11 protein-coding genes and 1 pseudogene are annotated in these 16,487 nt (G+C 65.6%); 7 read left to right on the top strand and 5 right to left on the bottom strand.

All coding sequences use genetic code 11. The annotated features are described in order from the left end of the window. Nucleotides 1-8: 8 nt before the first annotated feature. Both cydB and AC099J_RS16080 read right to left on the bottom strand, forming a co-directional pair. Nucleotides 9-1,013: a cytochrome d ubiquinol oxidase subunit II gene (gene cydB / locus AC099J_RS16085; protein WP_479616269.1), complete on the bottom strand. Its 1,005-nt coding sequence runs from the start codon at nucleotides 1,011-1,013 to the stop codon at nucleotides 9-11. Between the two features lie 10 nt (nucleotides 1,014-1,023). Further along, the gene (locus tag AC099J_RS16080; protein ID WP_479616268.1) at nucleotides 1,024-2,436 is read right to left on the bottom strand and encodes a cytochrome ubiquinol oxidase subunit I; all 1,413 of its coding nucleotides are present in this window, start codon (nucleotides 2,434-2,436) and stop codon (nucleotides 1,024-1,026) included. Between the two features lie 233 nt (nucleotides 2,437-2,669). Between AC099J_RS16080 and AC099J_RS16075 the strand changes: the two genes are divergently transcribed. The 5 genes from AC099J_RS16075 to AC099J_RS16055 all read left to right on the top strand — a co-directional run bounded on the left by AC099J_RS16075 (nucleotide 2,670) and on the right by AC099J_RS16055 (nucleotide 8,183). Continuing rightward, complete coding sequence (locus tag AC099J_RS16075) at nucleotides 2,670-3,320, top strand: peroxiredoxin (RefSeq protein ID WP_479616267.1); 651 nt, start codon at nucleotides 2,670-2,672, stop codon at nucleotides 3,318-3,320. A gap of 30 nt (nucleotides 3,321-3,350) precedes the next feature. Continuing rightward, complete coding sequence (locus AC099J_RS16070; RefSeq protein ID WP_479616266.1) at nucleotides 3,351-4,388, top strand: c-type cytochrome; 1,038 nt, start codon at nucleotides 3,351-3,353, stop codon at nucleotides 4,386-4,388. 595 nt (nucleotides 4,389-4,983) lie between these two features. Further along, nucleotides 4,984-6,174 (top strand): efflux RND transporter periplasmic adaptor subunit, encoded by a 1,191-nt coding sequence (locus AC099J_RS16065; protein WP_479616265.1) that lies wholly within the window; start codon nucleotides 4,984-4,986, stop codon nucleotides 6,172-6,174. A gap of 19 nt (nucleotides 6,175-6,193) precedes the next feature. Further along, nucleotides 6,194-7,471 (top strand): FtsX-like permease family protein, encoded by a 1,278-nt coding sequence (locus AC099J_RS16060; protein ID WP_479616264.1) that lies wholly within the window; start codon nucleotides 6,194-6,196, stop codon nucleotides 7,469-7,471. Between the two features lie 40 nt (nucleotides 7,472-7,511). Next, on the top strand, nucleotides 7,512-8,183 hold the full coding sequence (locus tag AC099J_RS16055; RefSeq protein WP_479616263.1) for an ABC transporter ATP-binding protein: 672 nt from the start codon (nucleotides 7,512-7,514) through the stop codon (nucleotides 8,181-8,183). 36 nt (nucleotides 8,184-8,219) lie between these two features. On the opposite strand, the gene AC099J_RS16050 is transcribed toward AC099J_RS16055, so the two are convergent. Together AC099J_RS16050 and AC099J_RS16045 are read right to left on the bottom strand one after the other, a co-directional pair. Next, nucleotides 8,220-9,338 carry an Acg family FMN-binding oxidoreductase gene (locus tag AC099J_RS16050; protein WP_479616262.1) on the bottom strand — a complete coding sequence of 373 codons (1,119 nt, stop codon included), beginning with the start codon at nucleotides 9,336-9,338 and terminating at the stop codon, nucleotides 8,220-8,222. 747 nt (nucleotides 9,339-10,085) lie between these two features. After that, nucleotides 10,086-11,063, bottom strand: a complete 978-nt coding sequence (locus AC099J_RS16045) for a magnesium transporter (protein WP_479616261.1) — start codon at nucleotides 11,061-11,063, stop codon at nucleotides 10,086-10,088. Between the two features lie 308 nt (nucleotides 11,064-11,371). Between AC099J_RS16045 and AC099J_RS16040 the strand changes: the two genes are divergently transcribed. Together AC099J_RS16040 and AC099J_RS16035 are read left to right on the top strand one after the other, a co-directional pair. Next, the gene (locus tag AC099J_RS16040) at nucleotides 11,372-12,409 is read left to right on the top strand and encodes a zinc-dependent alcohol dehydrogenase family protein (RefSeq protein ID WP_479616260.1); all 1,038 of its coding nucleotides are present in this window, start codon (nucleotides 11,372-11,374) and stop codon (nucleotides 12,407-12,409) included. 272 nt (nucleotides 12,410-12,681) lie between these two features. Next, nucleotides 12,682-12,768, top strand: a pseudogene (locus AC099J_RS16035) (ATP-binding cassette domain-containing protein); the annotation flags it as partial. A 196-nt stretch (nucleotides 12,769-12,964) separates the two neighbouring features. Here AC099J_RS16035 and AC099J_RS16030 read toward each other — a convergent pair. Then, on the bottom strand, nucleotides 12,965-16,438 hold the full coding sequence (locus AC099J_RS16030; RefSeq protein ID WP_479616259.1) for an EAL domain-containing protein: 3,474 nt from the start codon (nucleotides 16,436-16,438) through the stop codon (nucleotides 12,965-12,967). Nucleotides 16,439-16,487 lie beyond the last annotated feature (49 nt).

The following is a 16,487-nucleotide window of genomic DNA, read 5'->3' as shown; positions in this document are numbered from 1 at the left end:
GCGCCACTTCATGCGTGGTACCCGTCTGCGTCAACCTTGCCACGGAACACCCAGTACGACCACGCCGTGTAGCCTAGGATCATCGGCAGCACGATGGCCGTGCCCCACAGCATGAAGACCTGGCTCTGCACGTCGGTGGCCGCCTGCCAGATGGTGACGGCGCCCGGCACGACGTCCGGGAACACGCTGATGCACAGCCCCACGAAGCACAGCAGAAAGATGCCCAGCGACAGCAGGAACGGCGCCACCTCGTGGCCCGCCTTCAGGCTGCGCGCGAAGGCGACGCTGGCCAGTGCCACCAGCACGGGCACCGGCAGCACCGCCAGCATGCCGGGCCAGCGCAGCCAGTTGTCGAAGTAGCTGGCGTTGAGAAAAGGCGTGGCCACGCTCACGGCGGCAATGGCCACCAGCGTGGCGATGCCCAGCGGCCAGGCCAGGGCGCGGGCCTGCTGCTGCAGGCGGCCCTCGGCCTTCATCACCAGCCAGGTGGCGCCCAGCAGCGCGTAGGCCACGACGACGCTGACGCCGGTGACCATCGTGAACGGCGTGAGCCAGTCCCACCAGCCGCCGGCGTAGGCCCGGTCTTGCACCGCGACGCCCTGCAGCAGCGCGCCGAGCACCACCCCTTGCGAGAAAGCGGCCAGCAACGAGCCGCCATTGAACGCCAAATCCCACAGGCCCCGGTGTGCCGGGTCGCGCCAGCGGAATTCGAAGGCCACGCCGCGGAACACCAGCGCCAGCAGCATGGCGATGATGGGCGCGTACAGGGCCGAGAAGATCAGCCCGTAGGCCAGCGGAAAAGCCGCCAGCAGGCCGCCCCCGCCCATCACCAGCCAGGTCTCGTTGCCGTCCCACACGGGGGCGATGCTGTTCATCGCCGTGTCGCGGTCATGCCCGACGGGGAAGCGCCGGAACAGGATGCCAATGCCCAGATCGAAGCCGTCCAGCACCACGTAGATGAACACGGCCACGACGATGATCAAGGCCCAGATGACGGTCAGGTCCAATTGCATGGTGTGCCCTTCAATCGGTTGCCAGAGTGTCGGGCCGCAGCGCCACGGCAGGCGTGGTGCCGGCGGCGCGCTCGGGCGTGTTGGGGGGTGCGGGCTCGTGCAGCGCGGGCGGCTTGGCCATCAGCTTGAGGATGTAGAGCACGCCGGCGCCGAAGACGGCGAAATACACGACGACGAAGGCCAGCAGTGACGCCGCCACGGCCGGTGCCGCCAGTGGCGAGGCCGCCTCGGCCGTGCGCATCAGGCCGTGGATGGTCCAGGGCTGGCGGCCCACTTCGGTGGTGACCCAGCCGGCCAGCACGGCCACCAGGCCGGAAGGCCCCATCAGCAATGCAAAGCGGTGCAGCCATCCCCACTCGTACAGCTTGCCACGCGCACGGGCCAGGAGGCTGACGGCACCCAGCGCCGCCATCAGAAAGCCCAGGCCGACCATGATGCGGAACGCCCAGAACACGATGCCCACGGGCGGGCGGTCGGCCTCGGGCACGGTGTCCAGCCCGGCCATGGGCGCGTTCAGGTCGTGCTTCAGGATGAGCGAGGACAGTTTGGGGATCTCGATGGCGTAGTCCACGCGGTTCTCGGCGCTGTTGGGAATGCCGAACAGGATCAGTGGCGCGCCTTCCGGGTGGCTCTGGTAGTGGCCTTCCATGGCCATAACCTTGACCGGCTGGTGCTCCAGCGTGTTCAGGCCGTGCATGTCGCCCAGCAGGATCTGCACCGGCGCGACGATGGCGGCCATCCACATGGCCATCGAGAACATCAGCCGCGCGCGCGGGTTGCTGCGGTCCTTCAGCAGGTGCCAGGCGCCGACGCCGCCGACGATGAAGGCCGTGGTCAGGTAGGCCGCAGACAGCGTGTGCGCCAGCCGGTACGGAAAGCTCGGGTTGAAGATGATGGCCAGCCAGCTGCCGGCCGAGATGAACTGGCCCGCGGCATTCGTCGTGTAGCCCGTTGGCGTCTGCATCCAGCTGTTGACCGACAGGATCCAGAACGCCGAGACGAAAGTGCCCAACGCCACCATCAGCGTGGCGGTGAAATGCAGGCCCCGGCCTACCCGCTGCATGCCGAACAGCATCACGCCGAGAAAGCCGGCTTCGAGGAAGAAGGCCGTCAGCACCTCATACGCCATCAGCGGGCCGATGATCGGTCCCGCCTTGTCGGAGAACACGGCCCAGTTGGTGCCGAACTGGTAGGACATGACGATGCCCGAGACCACGCCCATGCCGAACACCAGCGCGAAGATCTTGATCCAGTAGCGGTACAAGTCCATGTAGTGCTCGCGCCCGGTCTTCAGCCACAGCCCCTCCAACACCGCCAGGTAGCTGGCCAGCCCGATGGTGATGGCCGGGAACAGGAAGTGGAAACTGACCGTGAAGGCGAACTGGATGCGCGCCAGCAGCAGTGCTTCGGGGAGATCGGTCATCGTGGGAGAGTCCTTGCGTCAAGCCGGCAGGGCGTGGAGCTCCGCGGCAGTGTGAGCGCGTTCGGCTTCAGGGTCTGTTCGGAGCCGCACATAGGCCAGGGCTTAGAAAACGCTAACCAATACCCAATGCGGCTACGTGTCTCAGCGAACAGACCAGGCCGCTTCGCAGGCGCACGCTTCGATTAGGGCGCTCCTCAGCCCCCTTAAGGCGCCCTAGGTACAGAAACTCCGCCATGCATGACTCAACCAGCACCTTTCCCCGCCTGAATGAGCCGGCGCCCGACTTCACGGTCAAGACGACGCATGGCGACCGCACGCTCAGCGATTACAAGGACATGTGGTTGATCCTCTTCTCGCACCCAGCCGATTTCACGCCGGTGTGCACCACCGAGTTCATCGGATTCGCCGAAGCCGCCGATACCTTCAGGCGGATGAACTGCGAGTTGCTGGGCCTATCGATCGACAGCCTGTTTTCGCACCTGGCCTGGACACGCAACATCCTGGAAAAATTCGGCGTCAAGATCCCGTTCCCGATCATCGAAGACATCAAGATGGAGGTCGCCCACGCTTACGGCATGGTGCATCCGGGTGCGGCTGACACCCAGGCCGTGCGCGCCACGTTCTTCATCGACCCCAAGGGCGTGCTGCGCGCGATGGTGTACTACCTGATGAGCAACGGCCGATCGATCGACGAGTTCGTGCGGCTGCTGCAGGCCATGCAGACCAGCGACAAGCACGGTGTGGCCACTCCCGAGGGCTGGGCGCCGGGTGGCGACGTAATCGTACCCCCGCCCAAGACTGCCGATGCTGCCGACCTGCGCGCCGACGAAGGCTACGAGACGACCGATTGGTACTACTCGACCAAATCACCCTCGGGTGGCTAGCCGGCTGACGTCCTTCAACTGGAGCCCCACATGCACGTACTCAAAGCCTCTGTTCTCAGCACCCTGGCTCTGATGGCCAACCCCCTGTGGGCAACCGAACCGCTGCCCGCCACCAACTTGGTGGGGCGCGCCGTTCCGGCAATTGATGGTTTGCCCGAGGGCCCCTATCGTGCACTCGTCGTGCAGGGCCATGAGCTGAGCACACGCACCTTCGCTCACATTGGCCCGGAAGTGAAGAACATCCGCAAACGCTATGCCGGCAACAACCTCGCATGCACCTCGTGCCACCAGGCAGGCGGCGCTAAGGCGTTTGCGATTCCCTGGGTTGGCGTGACGGCGACGTTTCCGCAGTACCGCGGCCGTGAGGATCAGATCAGCACGCTGGAAGAGCGCATTAACGGCTGCATGGAACGGAGCATGAACGGCAAGCCTCTGCCTCTCGACTCGGCGGAGATGAAGGCCTTCACGACCTATATGGCCTTTCTGTCCAAGGGTGTTCCGGTTGGCGCGCAGATCGAAGGCGCGGCGGTGCTGCAGACTGCAGTCCCCAACCGCCGCGCCGACGTCGTGGCGGGCAGCACGGTGTATGTTGCCAAATGCGCAATGTGCCACGGCGCTGACGGCTTGGGCAAGCGCACTGGTCAGCGTGGTGACGCTCAGGGCTACATTTTCCCACCACTCTGGGGGCCGGACAGCTTCAACAACGGGGCCGGGATGAATCGGCTGCTGACGACGACACGCTTCATCCGGCAGAACATGCCGCTCGGCGCCAGCCACACGGCCACGGTGCTGACCGATGACGAAGCATACGACGTCACGGCCTTTATGCTCTCTAAACCGCGCCCCACCAAGGCCCGTCTGGAAGCCGACTTCCCCGCCAGATGGAACAAGCCGATTGACGCCGCGTTCCCCCCCTACATGCTCGGCGCACCCGCCGATCAACACCGGTACGGGCCGTTCGCGCCACTCGCCGAGAAGCAGCGCGAAATGGCTGACAAACGCAAGGCCAGCATGGCCAGCACCGCGCGCCGGGCGGAAGCTTCCGCCAGTACCCCGTTGGGCAAGTAGGCACCGGGCGCGCGCAGTATCAATCCACCGCGCCAGCGATCCGTGTAGCCGCAGCCCGCCGCCGCTCCTGCAGCGGCGCGCTGCATCACCCTCGAGGCGCCGTCCTCTTGGCTGAGTGCCGCCTGCGCCGAAAAAGTCTTCGCTTCGCCGGTGGGCATGGCCCCGCCTGCTGTTCTCTCGCGCAGTGGTGGTCTGCGCCAGACCTCGGCGCGACGAAGATCCAGGGAGTCACGCCTTGAAGCCGTGCATGAGTTCTGCGCGAAAGCGCTGCCGCCTTCCTTAGCGGTGCATCCGCTCCCGGTTGCGTCCGCCACCGAACAGACGCCCCAGTACGTTCCAGCACATGCTCGCGCATGCTGCAATTTTCAGACGATCCGTACGCCAATGGCTCGCCCATCCCCACCCGCCACGGCCCGGCCGCGTCGGCCATGGTGCCGGCGTGACGGCCGCCACGCGGGCCGATGCGCCGCAGCCCGGGCCCGAGATCACCCCGCCAGCCAGCCCACAAGCCAGCCCGAAGCGCAGCCCCGCCGGCAGTAACGTCCGCCCGAGACTCCATCAGGTCCGCTGGGCTTGGATCGCTGCGCTGCTCGGCGTGCTGCTGCTCGCGGGCTGGGCGCTGCGCTGGTGGTTGGGACCGTTGGTCGACACCGAGACCGTGTTGCGCCGCGATTTTGTGCAGACGGTCGTCGCAAGTGGGCGCGTGGAGACTGCGCATCGCGTGGACATCGGTTCGCAGATCATAGGAACGGTGCAACGGGTGCCCGTGGAAGAAGGCCAGAGCGTGCGCGCGGGCGAGGTGCTGGTCGAGTTGGAAGCCTCCGAACTGCACGCCGCCAGCCGCCAGGCCGATGTGTCCGTGGTGCAGGCCCAGGCCAGGTTGCGGCAACTGCAGGAAGTGCAAAGCCCGGTGGCGGCCCAGGCGCTGCGCCAGGCACAGGCCAATCTGGCCAACTTACAAACGGCGCTTGCGCGCAGCCAGAATCTCTTCGGGCAGGGCTTCATCGGCAGCGCCGCGATGGACGACGCACGCAAGAACGCCGAGCTAGCCGACGCACAGGTGCGCACCACGCAGAAGCAGCTCGACACGACCGGCCGGTCCGGCAGCGACCGGGCACTGGCCGTGGCCAACGTGGCGAGCGCCCAGGCCAGTGCTGACGCAGCTCGCGCTCGCGCCAGTTACACCGTGGTGCACGCACCCGTGGCCGGTACGCTGATCGCGCGCAACGTCGAAGTCGGCGATGTGGTGCAGCCAGGCGAGGTGTTGCTGACGCTCTCGCCTGGCGGCCGCACCCAGCTGGTGCTTGAGATCGACGAGAAGAACCTGCGCTTGCTGGCCTTGAGGCAGCCCGCGCTGGTGTCGGCCGATGCTTACGCCGAGCAGCGTTTTGCCGCCGTGCTGGCCTACATCAATCCCGGCGTCAATGCGCAGACCGGCGCGGTCGAGGTCAAGCTTGATGTGCCGGCGCCGCCGCGTCTGCTGAGGCAAGACATGACGGTCTCGGTGGACATCGAGGTGGCACGGCGGCCAGGCGCCCTGCTGGTGCCAACCGCCGCCGTGCACGGGGCCGACGGCGCAACGCCCTGGGTGCTGCGCGTCGAGGGCCGGCATGCAGTGCAGCGGCCGGTGCGGCTGGGGCTGCGCAGTGGCGGCTTTGCCGAGATCGTCGACGGCCTGAGCGAAGGCGACCGTGTGGTCCCGGTCGCCACGCAGCTGTCAGCGGGCGCAAGGCTGCGGACGACCAGCGCGGCCGCACCCTCCCCGGCCCGTGCTGTGGCGCCATGAGCCGCGTCTACGCCTGACGATGTTCAATCCCTGGCTCCCTTTCGAGTGGATCGTCGCCATCCGCTTCCTGCGTGAAGGTCGCCTGCAGACGGTGTTCATCGTGGCTGGCGTGGCCATCGGCGTGGCGGTGATCGTGTTCATGTCGGCGTTGATGGCGGGGCTGCAGTCCAACTTCATCCGACGGGTGCTGTCTTCGCAGGCGCACATCCAGTTGCTGCCGCCCAAAGAGGTGGCACGGCCGCTGCGCCAGGGGGACGATGCCGTGCCGGGCGAGGTCGAGGGCGCCATCGTCCAGCCACCGCTGCAGCGGCTGAAGTCCATCGACCAGTGGCAGGCCGTGGTGACACAGATCCGCGCCATGACCGATGTGGCCGTGATCGCACCCGTCGCAGGTGGCTCGGCGCTGGTGGTGCGGGGCAGCGCAAACCGTGCCGTGTCGGTCGTGGGCATCGAGCCGCAGCTGTACTTTCGGATCGTCAACCTGCAGGAGAAAATCGTGCGCGGCAAGGCGCTGCTTGCGGGCAGCGACATCCTCATCGGAACCGAGCTGGCCAACGACCTGGGGGTCGACGTCGGCGACAAGTTGCGCCTGTCGACCTCGGCCTCAAGCGCTGGCGCTGCCTATGCAGAAGCGTCACCCGGCAGCACGGTCACGCTGACCATCGCCGGCGTCTTCGACCTCGGCAACAAGGGCGCCAATGGCCGCAACACCTTCGTGGCCTTGCGCACTGCGCAAAGCCTGCTCGGCCTGGCAGGTGGCGCCACCAGCCTGGAGCTGACAGTGCGCGACGTCTATGCGGCCGAGCGCATCGCGCAGCGCATCACCGCCGCCACCGGCGTGCAGGCCGACAGCTGGATCAAAACCAACGCCGACTTCTTCACCGCCGTGAGCGCGCAAACCACGGCGAACATGGCCATCCGCTTCTTCGTCGGCCTGTCTGTGGCATTCGGCATTGCCAGCGTGATGGCCGTGGTGGTGGTGCAGAAGGCGCGCGAGATCGGCATCCTGCGCGCGATGGGCATCTCACAGGCGCAGATCATGCGGTTGTTTCTGCTGCAGGGCGGGTTGCTCGGTCTTGCAGGGTCTCTGGCGGGTTGTGCCATCGGCGCTGGCGTGCTGATGCTGTGGCAGCGCCTGGCACTCAACGCAGACGGCACGCCGCTGTTCCCGCTGGTGATGGACCCGGTGCTGTTTGCCACTGCGCTGGTGCTGGCCGTGCTCACCGGGCTGGGCGCGGCCTTTGCACCGGCGCAGCGCGCCGCGCGGCTCGATCCCGTGGTGGCCATCGGTGGGTAGCCGCGTGGACCAGAGTGCGGCTTCGGCACCGACACACGAAGTGGTGCAGCTGCGCGGTGTGCGCAAGAGCTACCACCCAGGCACGCCGATCGAGGTCGAGGTACTGCATGGCATCGACCTCACAATCGGCCGCGGCGAGTTCTGCGCCGTCATCGGGCCCTCTGGGTCGGGCAAGAGCACGCTGCTGAACATCGTCGGCCTGCTGGACCGGCCGACCTCGGGCCTGCTCTCGATCTGTGGCGAGCAGACCACCACGCTGGCCGATCGGGCGCTGACGCGCTTGCGTGGGCATGCCATCGGCTTCGTTTTCCAACACCACCACCTGATCACCGCGTTCACCGCGCTGGAGAACGTGATGATGCCGATGCTGGGCGCGGCCGGGTTTGCCGACGAGGCCATGCGCCAGCGCGCCGCCAGCTTGATCGCCAGCGTCGGCCTCACGGCCTGGCAAGACAACCTGGCGGGCAACCTGAGCGGCGGGCAGCAGCAGCGGGTGGCGGTGGCGCGCGCGCTGGCCATGGACCCGGCGGTGCTACTGGCCGACGAGCCGACCGGCAACCTGGACACACGCAGTGCGGACGAAGTGTTTGCGCTGCTGCGCCGCTTCAACACCGAGCACGGCACGACGGTGCTGTTCGTCACGCACAACGCGGCGCTGGCGGCGCGCTGCGATAGAACGATCGAAGTCATCGACGGCCGCGTCATGGGCTGAAGGCGGGTGCGCAGGCGCGCCGGCCCCGGCCCGCCCCTACACCAGCACGGCCGCCACGGGGCGCCGCAGCGACCGGGGCATGGCCTGCCCGCGTCCAAAGCGCACCACCAGGTCGGGCCTGCCGCTGCCAATGCCCATGGCGGTGGCGAACCGGGGTCGCATCGTGGGTACCTCGACCGGCTGGTTCAACATTGCATTTCGAATGCCCAGTGCGGTGGCCTGCAGGGCGAACCGTTCATAGCAACGCCCGGCCTCGATCCAGTGCGCCTTGTCGTCGACAGCGGAGACGAAGATCGCGATGCCGGCCGAACTTCGCACCTGTGCCGCGTACTTGTCATTCTCGCCCTTTTCGGTGAAGAACATGCCGAACAGCCGGCTGCCCAGCCAGCGCGGCACGCTGGGGTTGCCCGACGTGGCGCTGAACAAGCCATCGCCGGTGCGCACAGCCTCATCTTCACCGAAGCGGATCCATTGCTTCAGTTCAGCGACGAAAGCGCGGTCTTGCATCTGCGTTGTGTTGGCCTCCACCACGTGGGCCAGAACCCGCTCCACAACGTCCCTAGCGGTCAGCAGCAGCACATGCACGCCCTGGCCGGTACCGGCGCGCGAGAGCGCCTGCAGCTCCGCAACGGATACGGGTTGGCCGTCGAACGCACCCCGAGTGCACTGGCGTTCGGGGATCGCCCGAAACATCGGCGAGACAAAGGCTTTCGTGGGTTCCAGCGCCATGAGAATGCCGGGCGACACCATACCGTCGGCGTGGACCCGCGCCTGCACACCATGCGCCAACGCGGCTTGCGCCAGATTCTCGACCGCGCAGCCGAGAGACACGTAGAGGTGGTGGTCGTCTGGATCGACGGCAGGGCATCTCCTAGAGAGATCGGGCAGCACGGTGATGGATTTCTCTTCGATGTGAAAGCGCCAACATTGGGTGTTGTGGCTGGACGGCGCAAGCGTCGCATAGCGCACCAGTTCCCGCCGGAGCGCTGCACCTTCGCTGGCGGGGCCCGCGATCCGGTGCCATGTCCTGCGCGCACTCGCTTCATAACCGCTGTCCTTTGGCTCGTCAGTGCAGGCCTGCAGGAGTAGCGGCGCGGCGGCGAATGCTGCCGTCTGCTGCAGGAATCGCTTGCGCGATGTCTTCGTTGTCGTCATGTGGTGTTCCCTAGGCAGCAGCGACTGTTGCCATGCGCATCTTGCTCATTGCGGCAACACAATGCGAGCGCGTGGTGGCGGCGCATAGCTACGGTTTGAGCCCTTTAGAAAAAATCCAAGCCATTTCGGTATCCAACTGCACTCGCATACCATCGTTAAGCGCATATCTCAGGGCCAGCCAGAGAGGTCTGTGCCAAGATTGAAGCGTGCAACAGGCTTTGCCACGCACATAGCTGTCATACACGGACGGCGAAGCCGGACAGTGTCGGCACGCGTTTTGCGGGCCCTACGCGAACGGCCCCGCCGCCGTGAGCAGGGGCCACAAAGCATGCCGCTCGCAGTGCCCGTGCGGTCTTTAGGCCATCGTCCGCAGCCACCGCTGCGAACGACGCCCGTAACCGCGGTGATGCCGCGACCAGCACCGGGATCGCCGGAGGCTGAGGCGAACGATGAAATGTCAACGGACGCATTCCGCCGAAGTCACGGCACTGAGCGATCGGTGCGGGCGCACGTCCAGGGCACTTGTAGCGCAACACGTTTGCCCCGTCTGTTCGCCACCGCACGGGCTCATAGATGACGCTGGATACTGTGCGAAGCAATCGCAGACGGGCTCCCATCGCCTCGGCGCAGGCACTTGATGCAGGCTGCTGGCTGCTGGCAAGACCGAACAACTGGGCTCTGTGGGGCGCGTAAGCCGCGCGGTCTCCCTTGTCAGGGTCATGGTTGGCGTGGCATACGAGCCGGAATTCAAAGCACGATGGCCGAAACGCAAGCGAAGTAGATCAGTAGGCTCAGGACGTCCTGCACAATAGTTGCCAGCGGCCCGCTGCCGTAGGCTGGGTCGCTTCCGAAACGGGCCAGCAACCACGGCAGCAACAACCCGAGTACCGACGCCACGACGCTGGCACTGGCTAGCGCCATCGTCACTGCGGTCGCGAGCCGCAATTCGCCAAAGACAAGCCAGATCATCGGGAACGCCAGCGCCGCGAGCACTCCGCCGATGAGCATGCCGGTACGCACTTCATTGGCAAGCAAACGGCCGATGCCGACACGGCTAAGCGATAGCCCTCGCACGGCCACCGCCTCGCTCTGCGTGCCGATCGCGTCGGCGAGGTACACAAGGCCAGGTACGAAGAACGCGAGCGCGGGCTTGGCCGTCAGCACGGTCTCGAATCGCGCCACGATGTATGTGGCCAACATGCTGCCGCCCAGCCCCACAACCAGCCAGGGAAGTCGGTGGCGCGCGCTTCGCAGCGGGGGTTCTTCCAGGGCCTGGCGCGCCTCTGCCGACTCGCGCGTGACGCCGGCTAGCCGGTGCAGATCCTCCACGTGCTCCTGGCGCAAAATGTCCATCAGCGTCTTTGACCCAACAACGCCGAGCAACCGACCTGCTATGTCCACCACAGGCATCGCGGCACAGGAACTGCTCAGGGCCGTTGAGGCCAACACTTCTTGGTCAACATCCAGGAGAACTCGAGGCGTGTCGCGGTGAGTCACGCTCCCCAGCACCGCTTCGGGAGACATGACAAGCAACTCAGCGGCAGTGAATGCATGGAGCAAACAGCCGTTGTCGGCGATCACGCAGACCAGTTCCCAATCGGTGCGCCCTTGTTCACGAATCCGGACGTGCACGTCTCTGGCCCTGTCCCCGGCCTTCGCCAACACGGTATGGTCGTCCACGCGCGCGCCGGCGGTCTCCTGATGGGGTAAAAATGCGGAGGCCATGGTCGTCAGTTCACACCTGCGCCAATGCGACCGGAAGCCACTTTGACCAGAGCATGCCAAGCCTGCGTCCGCGGTCAGCGCGACGCGACGGACGATCGACATCGTGCCTCGCGTTGCGCATCGGAGATGCAGGGTTTCTCGAGATTGCGGGGGCCATGCCCGACTCTATCTGCCGCGCCCTCGATTCACTGTGCGCCAGCGCGCTTTGCACGACGCAATGTTCCCTGTCGAACAGACAGCAGAGGTCCGCAGGGTCAAGCTCGGGTTGCACGCCGGCTCTATCGCTGGCACAACCAGGAACCACCGGCATGCAAGCACTCGTCTACAACGGCCCCGGCCACAAAAGCGTCGAAGACCGCCCCAAGCCCACCATCCACTTGTCCGGTGATGCGGTAGTTCGTGTCACCAAGACAACCCTCTGCGGAACCGATCTGCACATCCTGAAAGGCGATGTGACCACCTGCAAACCAGGCACAGTGCTGGGCCATGAGGGCGTAGGCATCATCGACTCGGTCGGCGCGGGTGTCTCGGGCTTCAAGCCCGGCGACCGCGTGTTGATTGCGTGTATTACTGCCTGCGGTCGCTGCGAGCCGTGCCGCAAGGGCATGTGGTCGCACTGCACGACCGGCGGTTGGATTCTCGGCAACACCATCGACGGCACGCAGGCAGAGTTCGTGCGGGTTCCGCATGCCGACACCAGCCTATACCCGATCCCTGATGGCGCCGACGAGGAAGCACTGGTGATGCTCAGCGACATCCTTCCCACCGGCTTCGAATGCGGTGTGCGTAACGGCAAGGTGCAGCCAGGCTCAACGGTCGCGATCGTCGGCTCCGGGCCAATTGGCCTAGCGGCGCTGTTGACTGCGCAGTTCTATGCGCCCTCTGAAATCATCATGGTCGACGTAGACGACAACCGCCTGGCCGTCGGCAAGCGCTTTGGGGCTACAGCCACGGTCAACAGCGCCGCGGGCAACGCAGTACAACAGGTGATGAAGTTGACCGGAGGTCGAGGAGTCGATACCGCGATCGAAGCAGTGGGCATCCCGGCTACCTTCGAGCTGTGCCAGGAAATCGTCGCGGCGGGGGGCACGATCGCCAACGTTGGGGTCCACGGCGTTAGGGCAGACCTGCATCTGGACCGACTGTGGTCGCACAACGTGACCATCACGACCGGGCTGGTCGACACGGTCTCTATCCCAATGCTGCTAAAGACCGTGCAGTCGCACCGAATCGATGCCAAGCAGTTGATCACGCACCGCTTCAAGTTGCGCGACATCCTGCAGGCCTACGAGACGTTTGCCGCGGCCGCCAATACCAAAGCGCTGAAGGTGATCATCGAGGCGTGAGGAACGCGGCCCGCGGCGACCCGCCGACGTGGATGGAGTCTCACCATCGGCAGTGCTGTCGTCGCTATGTACCTTGCAAATTGCCGCCCTATGCCCGTGGCATGCCATCGGCTTCCTCTCCCCGTACCACCACTTGGTCACCACGTTCATTGCACCTTGATAACGAGATGACGCCCATGTTGGGCGCGGCGGGGGTACTCGACGAGGCGATGCGCCATCGCGCGGCTGCCTTGATCGCCAGTGTCGGACTTCTCCCTGGCAGATCAACCTGGCCGGCAACCTAAGCGGCGGACAGAAGCAGCGTGTGGCCGTGGCGCGGGCGCTCGCCATGGCCCCAGCCGTGCTGCTGGCCGACGATCGGACACACAACCTGTACAGCTACAGTGCCGGCGCGTTGTTTGCCCTGCCGCGCCGCTTCAAGACCGAGCACGGCGCTACGGTGCTGTTCGTGACGTACAACGCGGCACTGGCGGCGCGCTGCGACAGGGCGGTCCAAGTGGTTGACGCCGGGTCACCGGTTCGCCTGCGCCGTCAGCGCGCTGACGGGCGCGCAGATCACGCCTGCATGGCCGGCACCAGAAACCTGGCCTCGAAATCGTCCACCGTCACCGGCCTGCTGAAGAGAAAGCCCTGCATCTCATCGCACCCCAGCAGGTGCAGCAGCCGCTGCTGCTCTTCTTCCTCGATGCCTTCAGCCACCACCTTGAGGTTCATCGCGTGGCCCAGCTCGATGATGGTGGACACCAGTGCAAGGCCCTGCGGCGTGAAGGTCATGTCGGTCACGAAAGACCGGTCGATCTTGAGGCTGTCCGCCGGTAAGCGCGACAGATAGCTGAGCGATGAAAAGCCGGTGCCAAAATCGTCGATGACGACGCGCACGCCAAGCGCGCGGATGCGGCTCAGGCTGTCGATGCTGTGCCGCACGTCGTCCATGATCACGCTCTCCGTGATCTCTAGCTCCAGCCCCGCCGCCGTCTCCGGGTCAGTGCCGATGGCCTTCTTCACTTCATCGATGAAGCAGCGATTGCGCAGCTGCAACGGCGATACGTTCACAGCGATGGGGACGGTGTGCAGGCCGGTGCTGCGCCAACGCAGCCGGTCTTGTACGGCGCGGCGCAGCGCCCACCGGCCGACTTCGTAGATCAACCCCGTCTCCTCCAGTACCGGGATGAAGAGCCCAGGCGCGACCAGGCCGGTGCCCGGATCGTTCCATCGGATCAGGGCTTCCGCGCCACAGACCTTGCCGCCACGCAGCTGGATCTTGGGCTGGTAGTGCAACACGAATTCGCCTTGGTCCAGCGCCTGTCGCAGTCGGCTTTCCAGCGTCACCTTGCCGGCCATCCGGACCGTCATCCTGCGGTGATAGAACAGGTGGCGCTCGCCCAGGGCCTTGGCCTGCTTCAAGGCCGCCTCGGCGTGCTTGAACAAGGTATCGGCGTCCGCGCCGTCCTGGGGCGACACGGCGATGCCGGTCTTGAAGGTGAGGCGCACCACGGCTTCGCCCACGTCAAAAGCGTGGTCTGCGAAGGACTGCGACCGCACGGTGGTGACGTTCTCCAGGTCCTCCTCTGCGCCGACCACGGGCTGGACGATCGCGAAGCGGTCCGCGCCCACGCGCGCCAGCAGAGCGGCGTCGCCCACTGAAGCCTCCAACCATTTGGCGATCTGGCGCAGCACGGCATCACCCGCCGGTGTCCCCATGCTGTCGTTGATGTTCTTGAACCGCTCCACGTCGATCATGTACAGGGCCAGTCGACCGCTGTTTTCGTTGGCACTGCGCAGAAACTGCGACAGGCGTTCCAGAAACAGGCTGCGATTGGCCAACCCCGTGAGAACGTCGTAGTAGGACAGGTAGTCGAGCCGCTCCTTCTTGGCGATGTGGTCGATCGCAAATGCGATGTCGCCCGCTAGTTCCCTCAGCACGGTCAGTTCCTCGTGCGGGAAGTAGTCCACCTCGCTGGCACACAACGTGAGAACTCCCGCCAGCGCGTCCTGCACGAACAGCGGCATGATGACCATTGACCGCGCGCCGGCCTCGAAATGCCGGCTGCCTAAGTCGGACGCCGATACATGGCGCAGGTTGTTGAGAACCACCGCGTTGCGAGCCTCAAGCTTGCTTATGGTGGCGGCATAGCCGGCCGGCATGTCGGGCAACGTGGCCAGCCCCTCTCGGATTTGGCCCGCCAGCGCAGGTCCGACGCCGGCCTCGGCGGCCAAAGTCATGCCGCCTGCGTTCAGATCCAGCAGAGCGACCCAGGCCATGCTGAAGCGGCCGTCGTCCACCGCGATGCGACAGGCCTCGCGCAGCAGCTCGGTGCGATCGCGTACGCGCACCTGCAAGCTGTTGATGCCGCTCAGAACGGCGTAGGCCTGATTCAGTCGCTGGATCCTGCGGTTGGCGCGGGTCTGCTCGGTAATGTCCACGCCCATGCTCGCCGTGCCGACCACTGCGCCTGTCGTGGAGCGTAGTACGGAGTTGTTCCAGTGGACCAGACGCCGCTCGCGCGTGCGGGTATAGATTTCCTGCTCCACATGCCAGGTCTGCGGGGCATCGGTCAGCAGCGCTGCGAAGACCGGCTTCATGTCGCCGAGCTCGGCCGGCATGAAGAGGGCAAACCAGTCCTGCCCCAGCACCTCTTCCTTTCGCCAACCGGTCAGCTGCAGCAGGTAGGGGTTGCAGTAGGTGATGCGCCCGTCGCGGTCCAGCATTACGGCAGCCAGTTCCACGTTCTTGAGCATGTCACTGAAGCGGCGCTCGCTCTCGCGCAAGAGCGCCTGCTTCTCCAGCCACTCCGTGATGTCGTCCTCAATGACCAGCACATGGGTCGCCACACCGCCTTCGCCGTGCAGCACGACCTTTCGCGAGTGCGCCCGTATCGGACCACGGTCCAGCGTGGGGACGAGCAGGTCCGAAAACTCGTGCATTGCGGTCCCCGCTACCAGAGCCCGGTCGGAGGCCAGCATCCGGGCGGCGTCTGCGGCTGGCCACAGTTCGTGCCCGTTGTAGCCGATCGCCCGCTGGCGCGGCAGACCATACATCGATTCAGCGGCTTTGTTCCACAACCGAATGCGGAATCCATCCGCGATGGATTTCAGATGCACTGCTGTGGGAATATTCTCGATGATGTTGTCCAGCAAGGACTGCAACGCGTGTTGCCGCTCTTCACTGCGCTTGCGCTGCGTGATGTCGACATGCATCACCACGGCACTTCCCACGAGGTCGTTGGCGAGCGGTGTCACCGAGGCGAGATACCAGCGGTCATCGCCTGGGGAGTGGCATGGGTACTCCACCGAGTATCGGGCCGCTTCGCCGGCCAGCACGCTGCGAACGCCATTCGCCATCTGGACTGCCTGTAATGGCGCCACCCTGAAGGCTGCGTCGCAGACCTCCAGATAGTTCAGGCCGACACCGCCGTTCGCGCTGCCCAGTCCGTTGGCTACGGCGTGTTGCCGCCAGGCATCGTTCACCGAGATGAGGCGACCCTGCGAGTCGATCAGGGCGATGTGCGCAGGCAGCGCGTTGAGCACCGTGGCGTGGCGGCTGACTTCGGTGTGGCGTTGGTGCTCCTGGGCGCGCCGCATCATCAGTTGCAGGCCGCTCTGGTTCGTGACCGCGTCCACATTGCCGCCTAGCAGGTGATCCAGCCGCGCCTCATCGGCCAGCAGCGTTTCGATCAAGGCGTCGATCTCACCTTGCGAGCTGTCAGGCGGACCAGCAGGCTGGAGCGACTGCGCGCCTGACAATGGTTCGGCACCATACCGCAGCCCCAGCGCGTGCGCGGTCCAATGCCCCAGCGCACCAACGATTTTTTTCACAGGCAAGGGGTGCAGCCTGATCAGCATCGGTGCCGTGGCAACTCCGTCGGCCCTTGCGCGGTCCGCTGCCTGGAAGATGTCCACCAACTCGATCTCGTACCGCCCTTTCGCATGCTGCTCGCAAAGATCGGCCAGGTGCTGTCGCGCCTGCGAAGATCTCAGGAAGTTATCTGCAACGTACAGGCGGAACTTGAAGGTGTGGGCTTGGGGCATGGGCGCTCCTGCAGGCCGCCCACCAGCCGGGAGTCGGATGTGCGATCGC

The organism is Rhodoferax sp. RT4P68, assembly GCF_056521305.1.
Note: the sequence above shows the minus strand (reverse complement) of the source record. Positions and strands in the feature narration are given on the sequence as shown.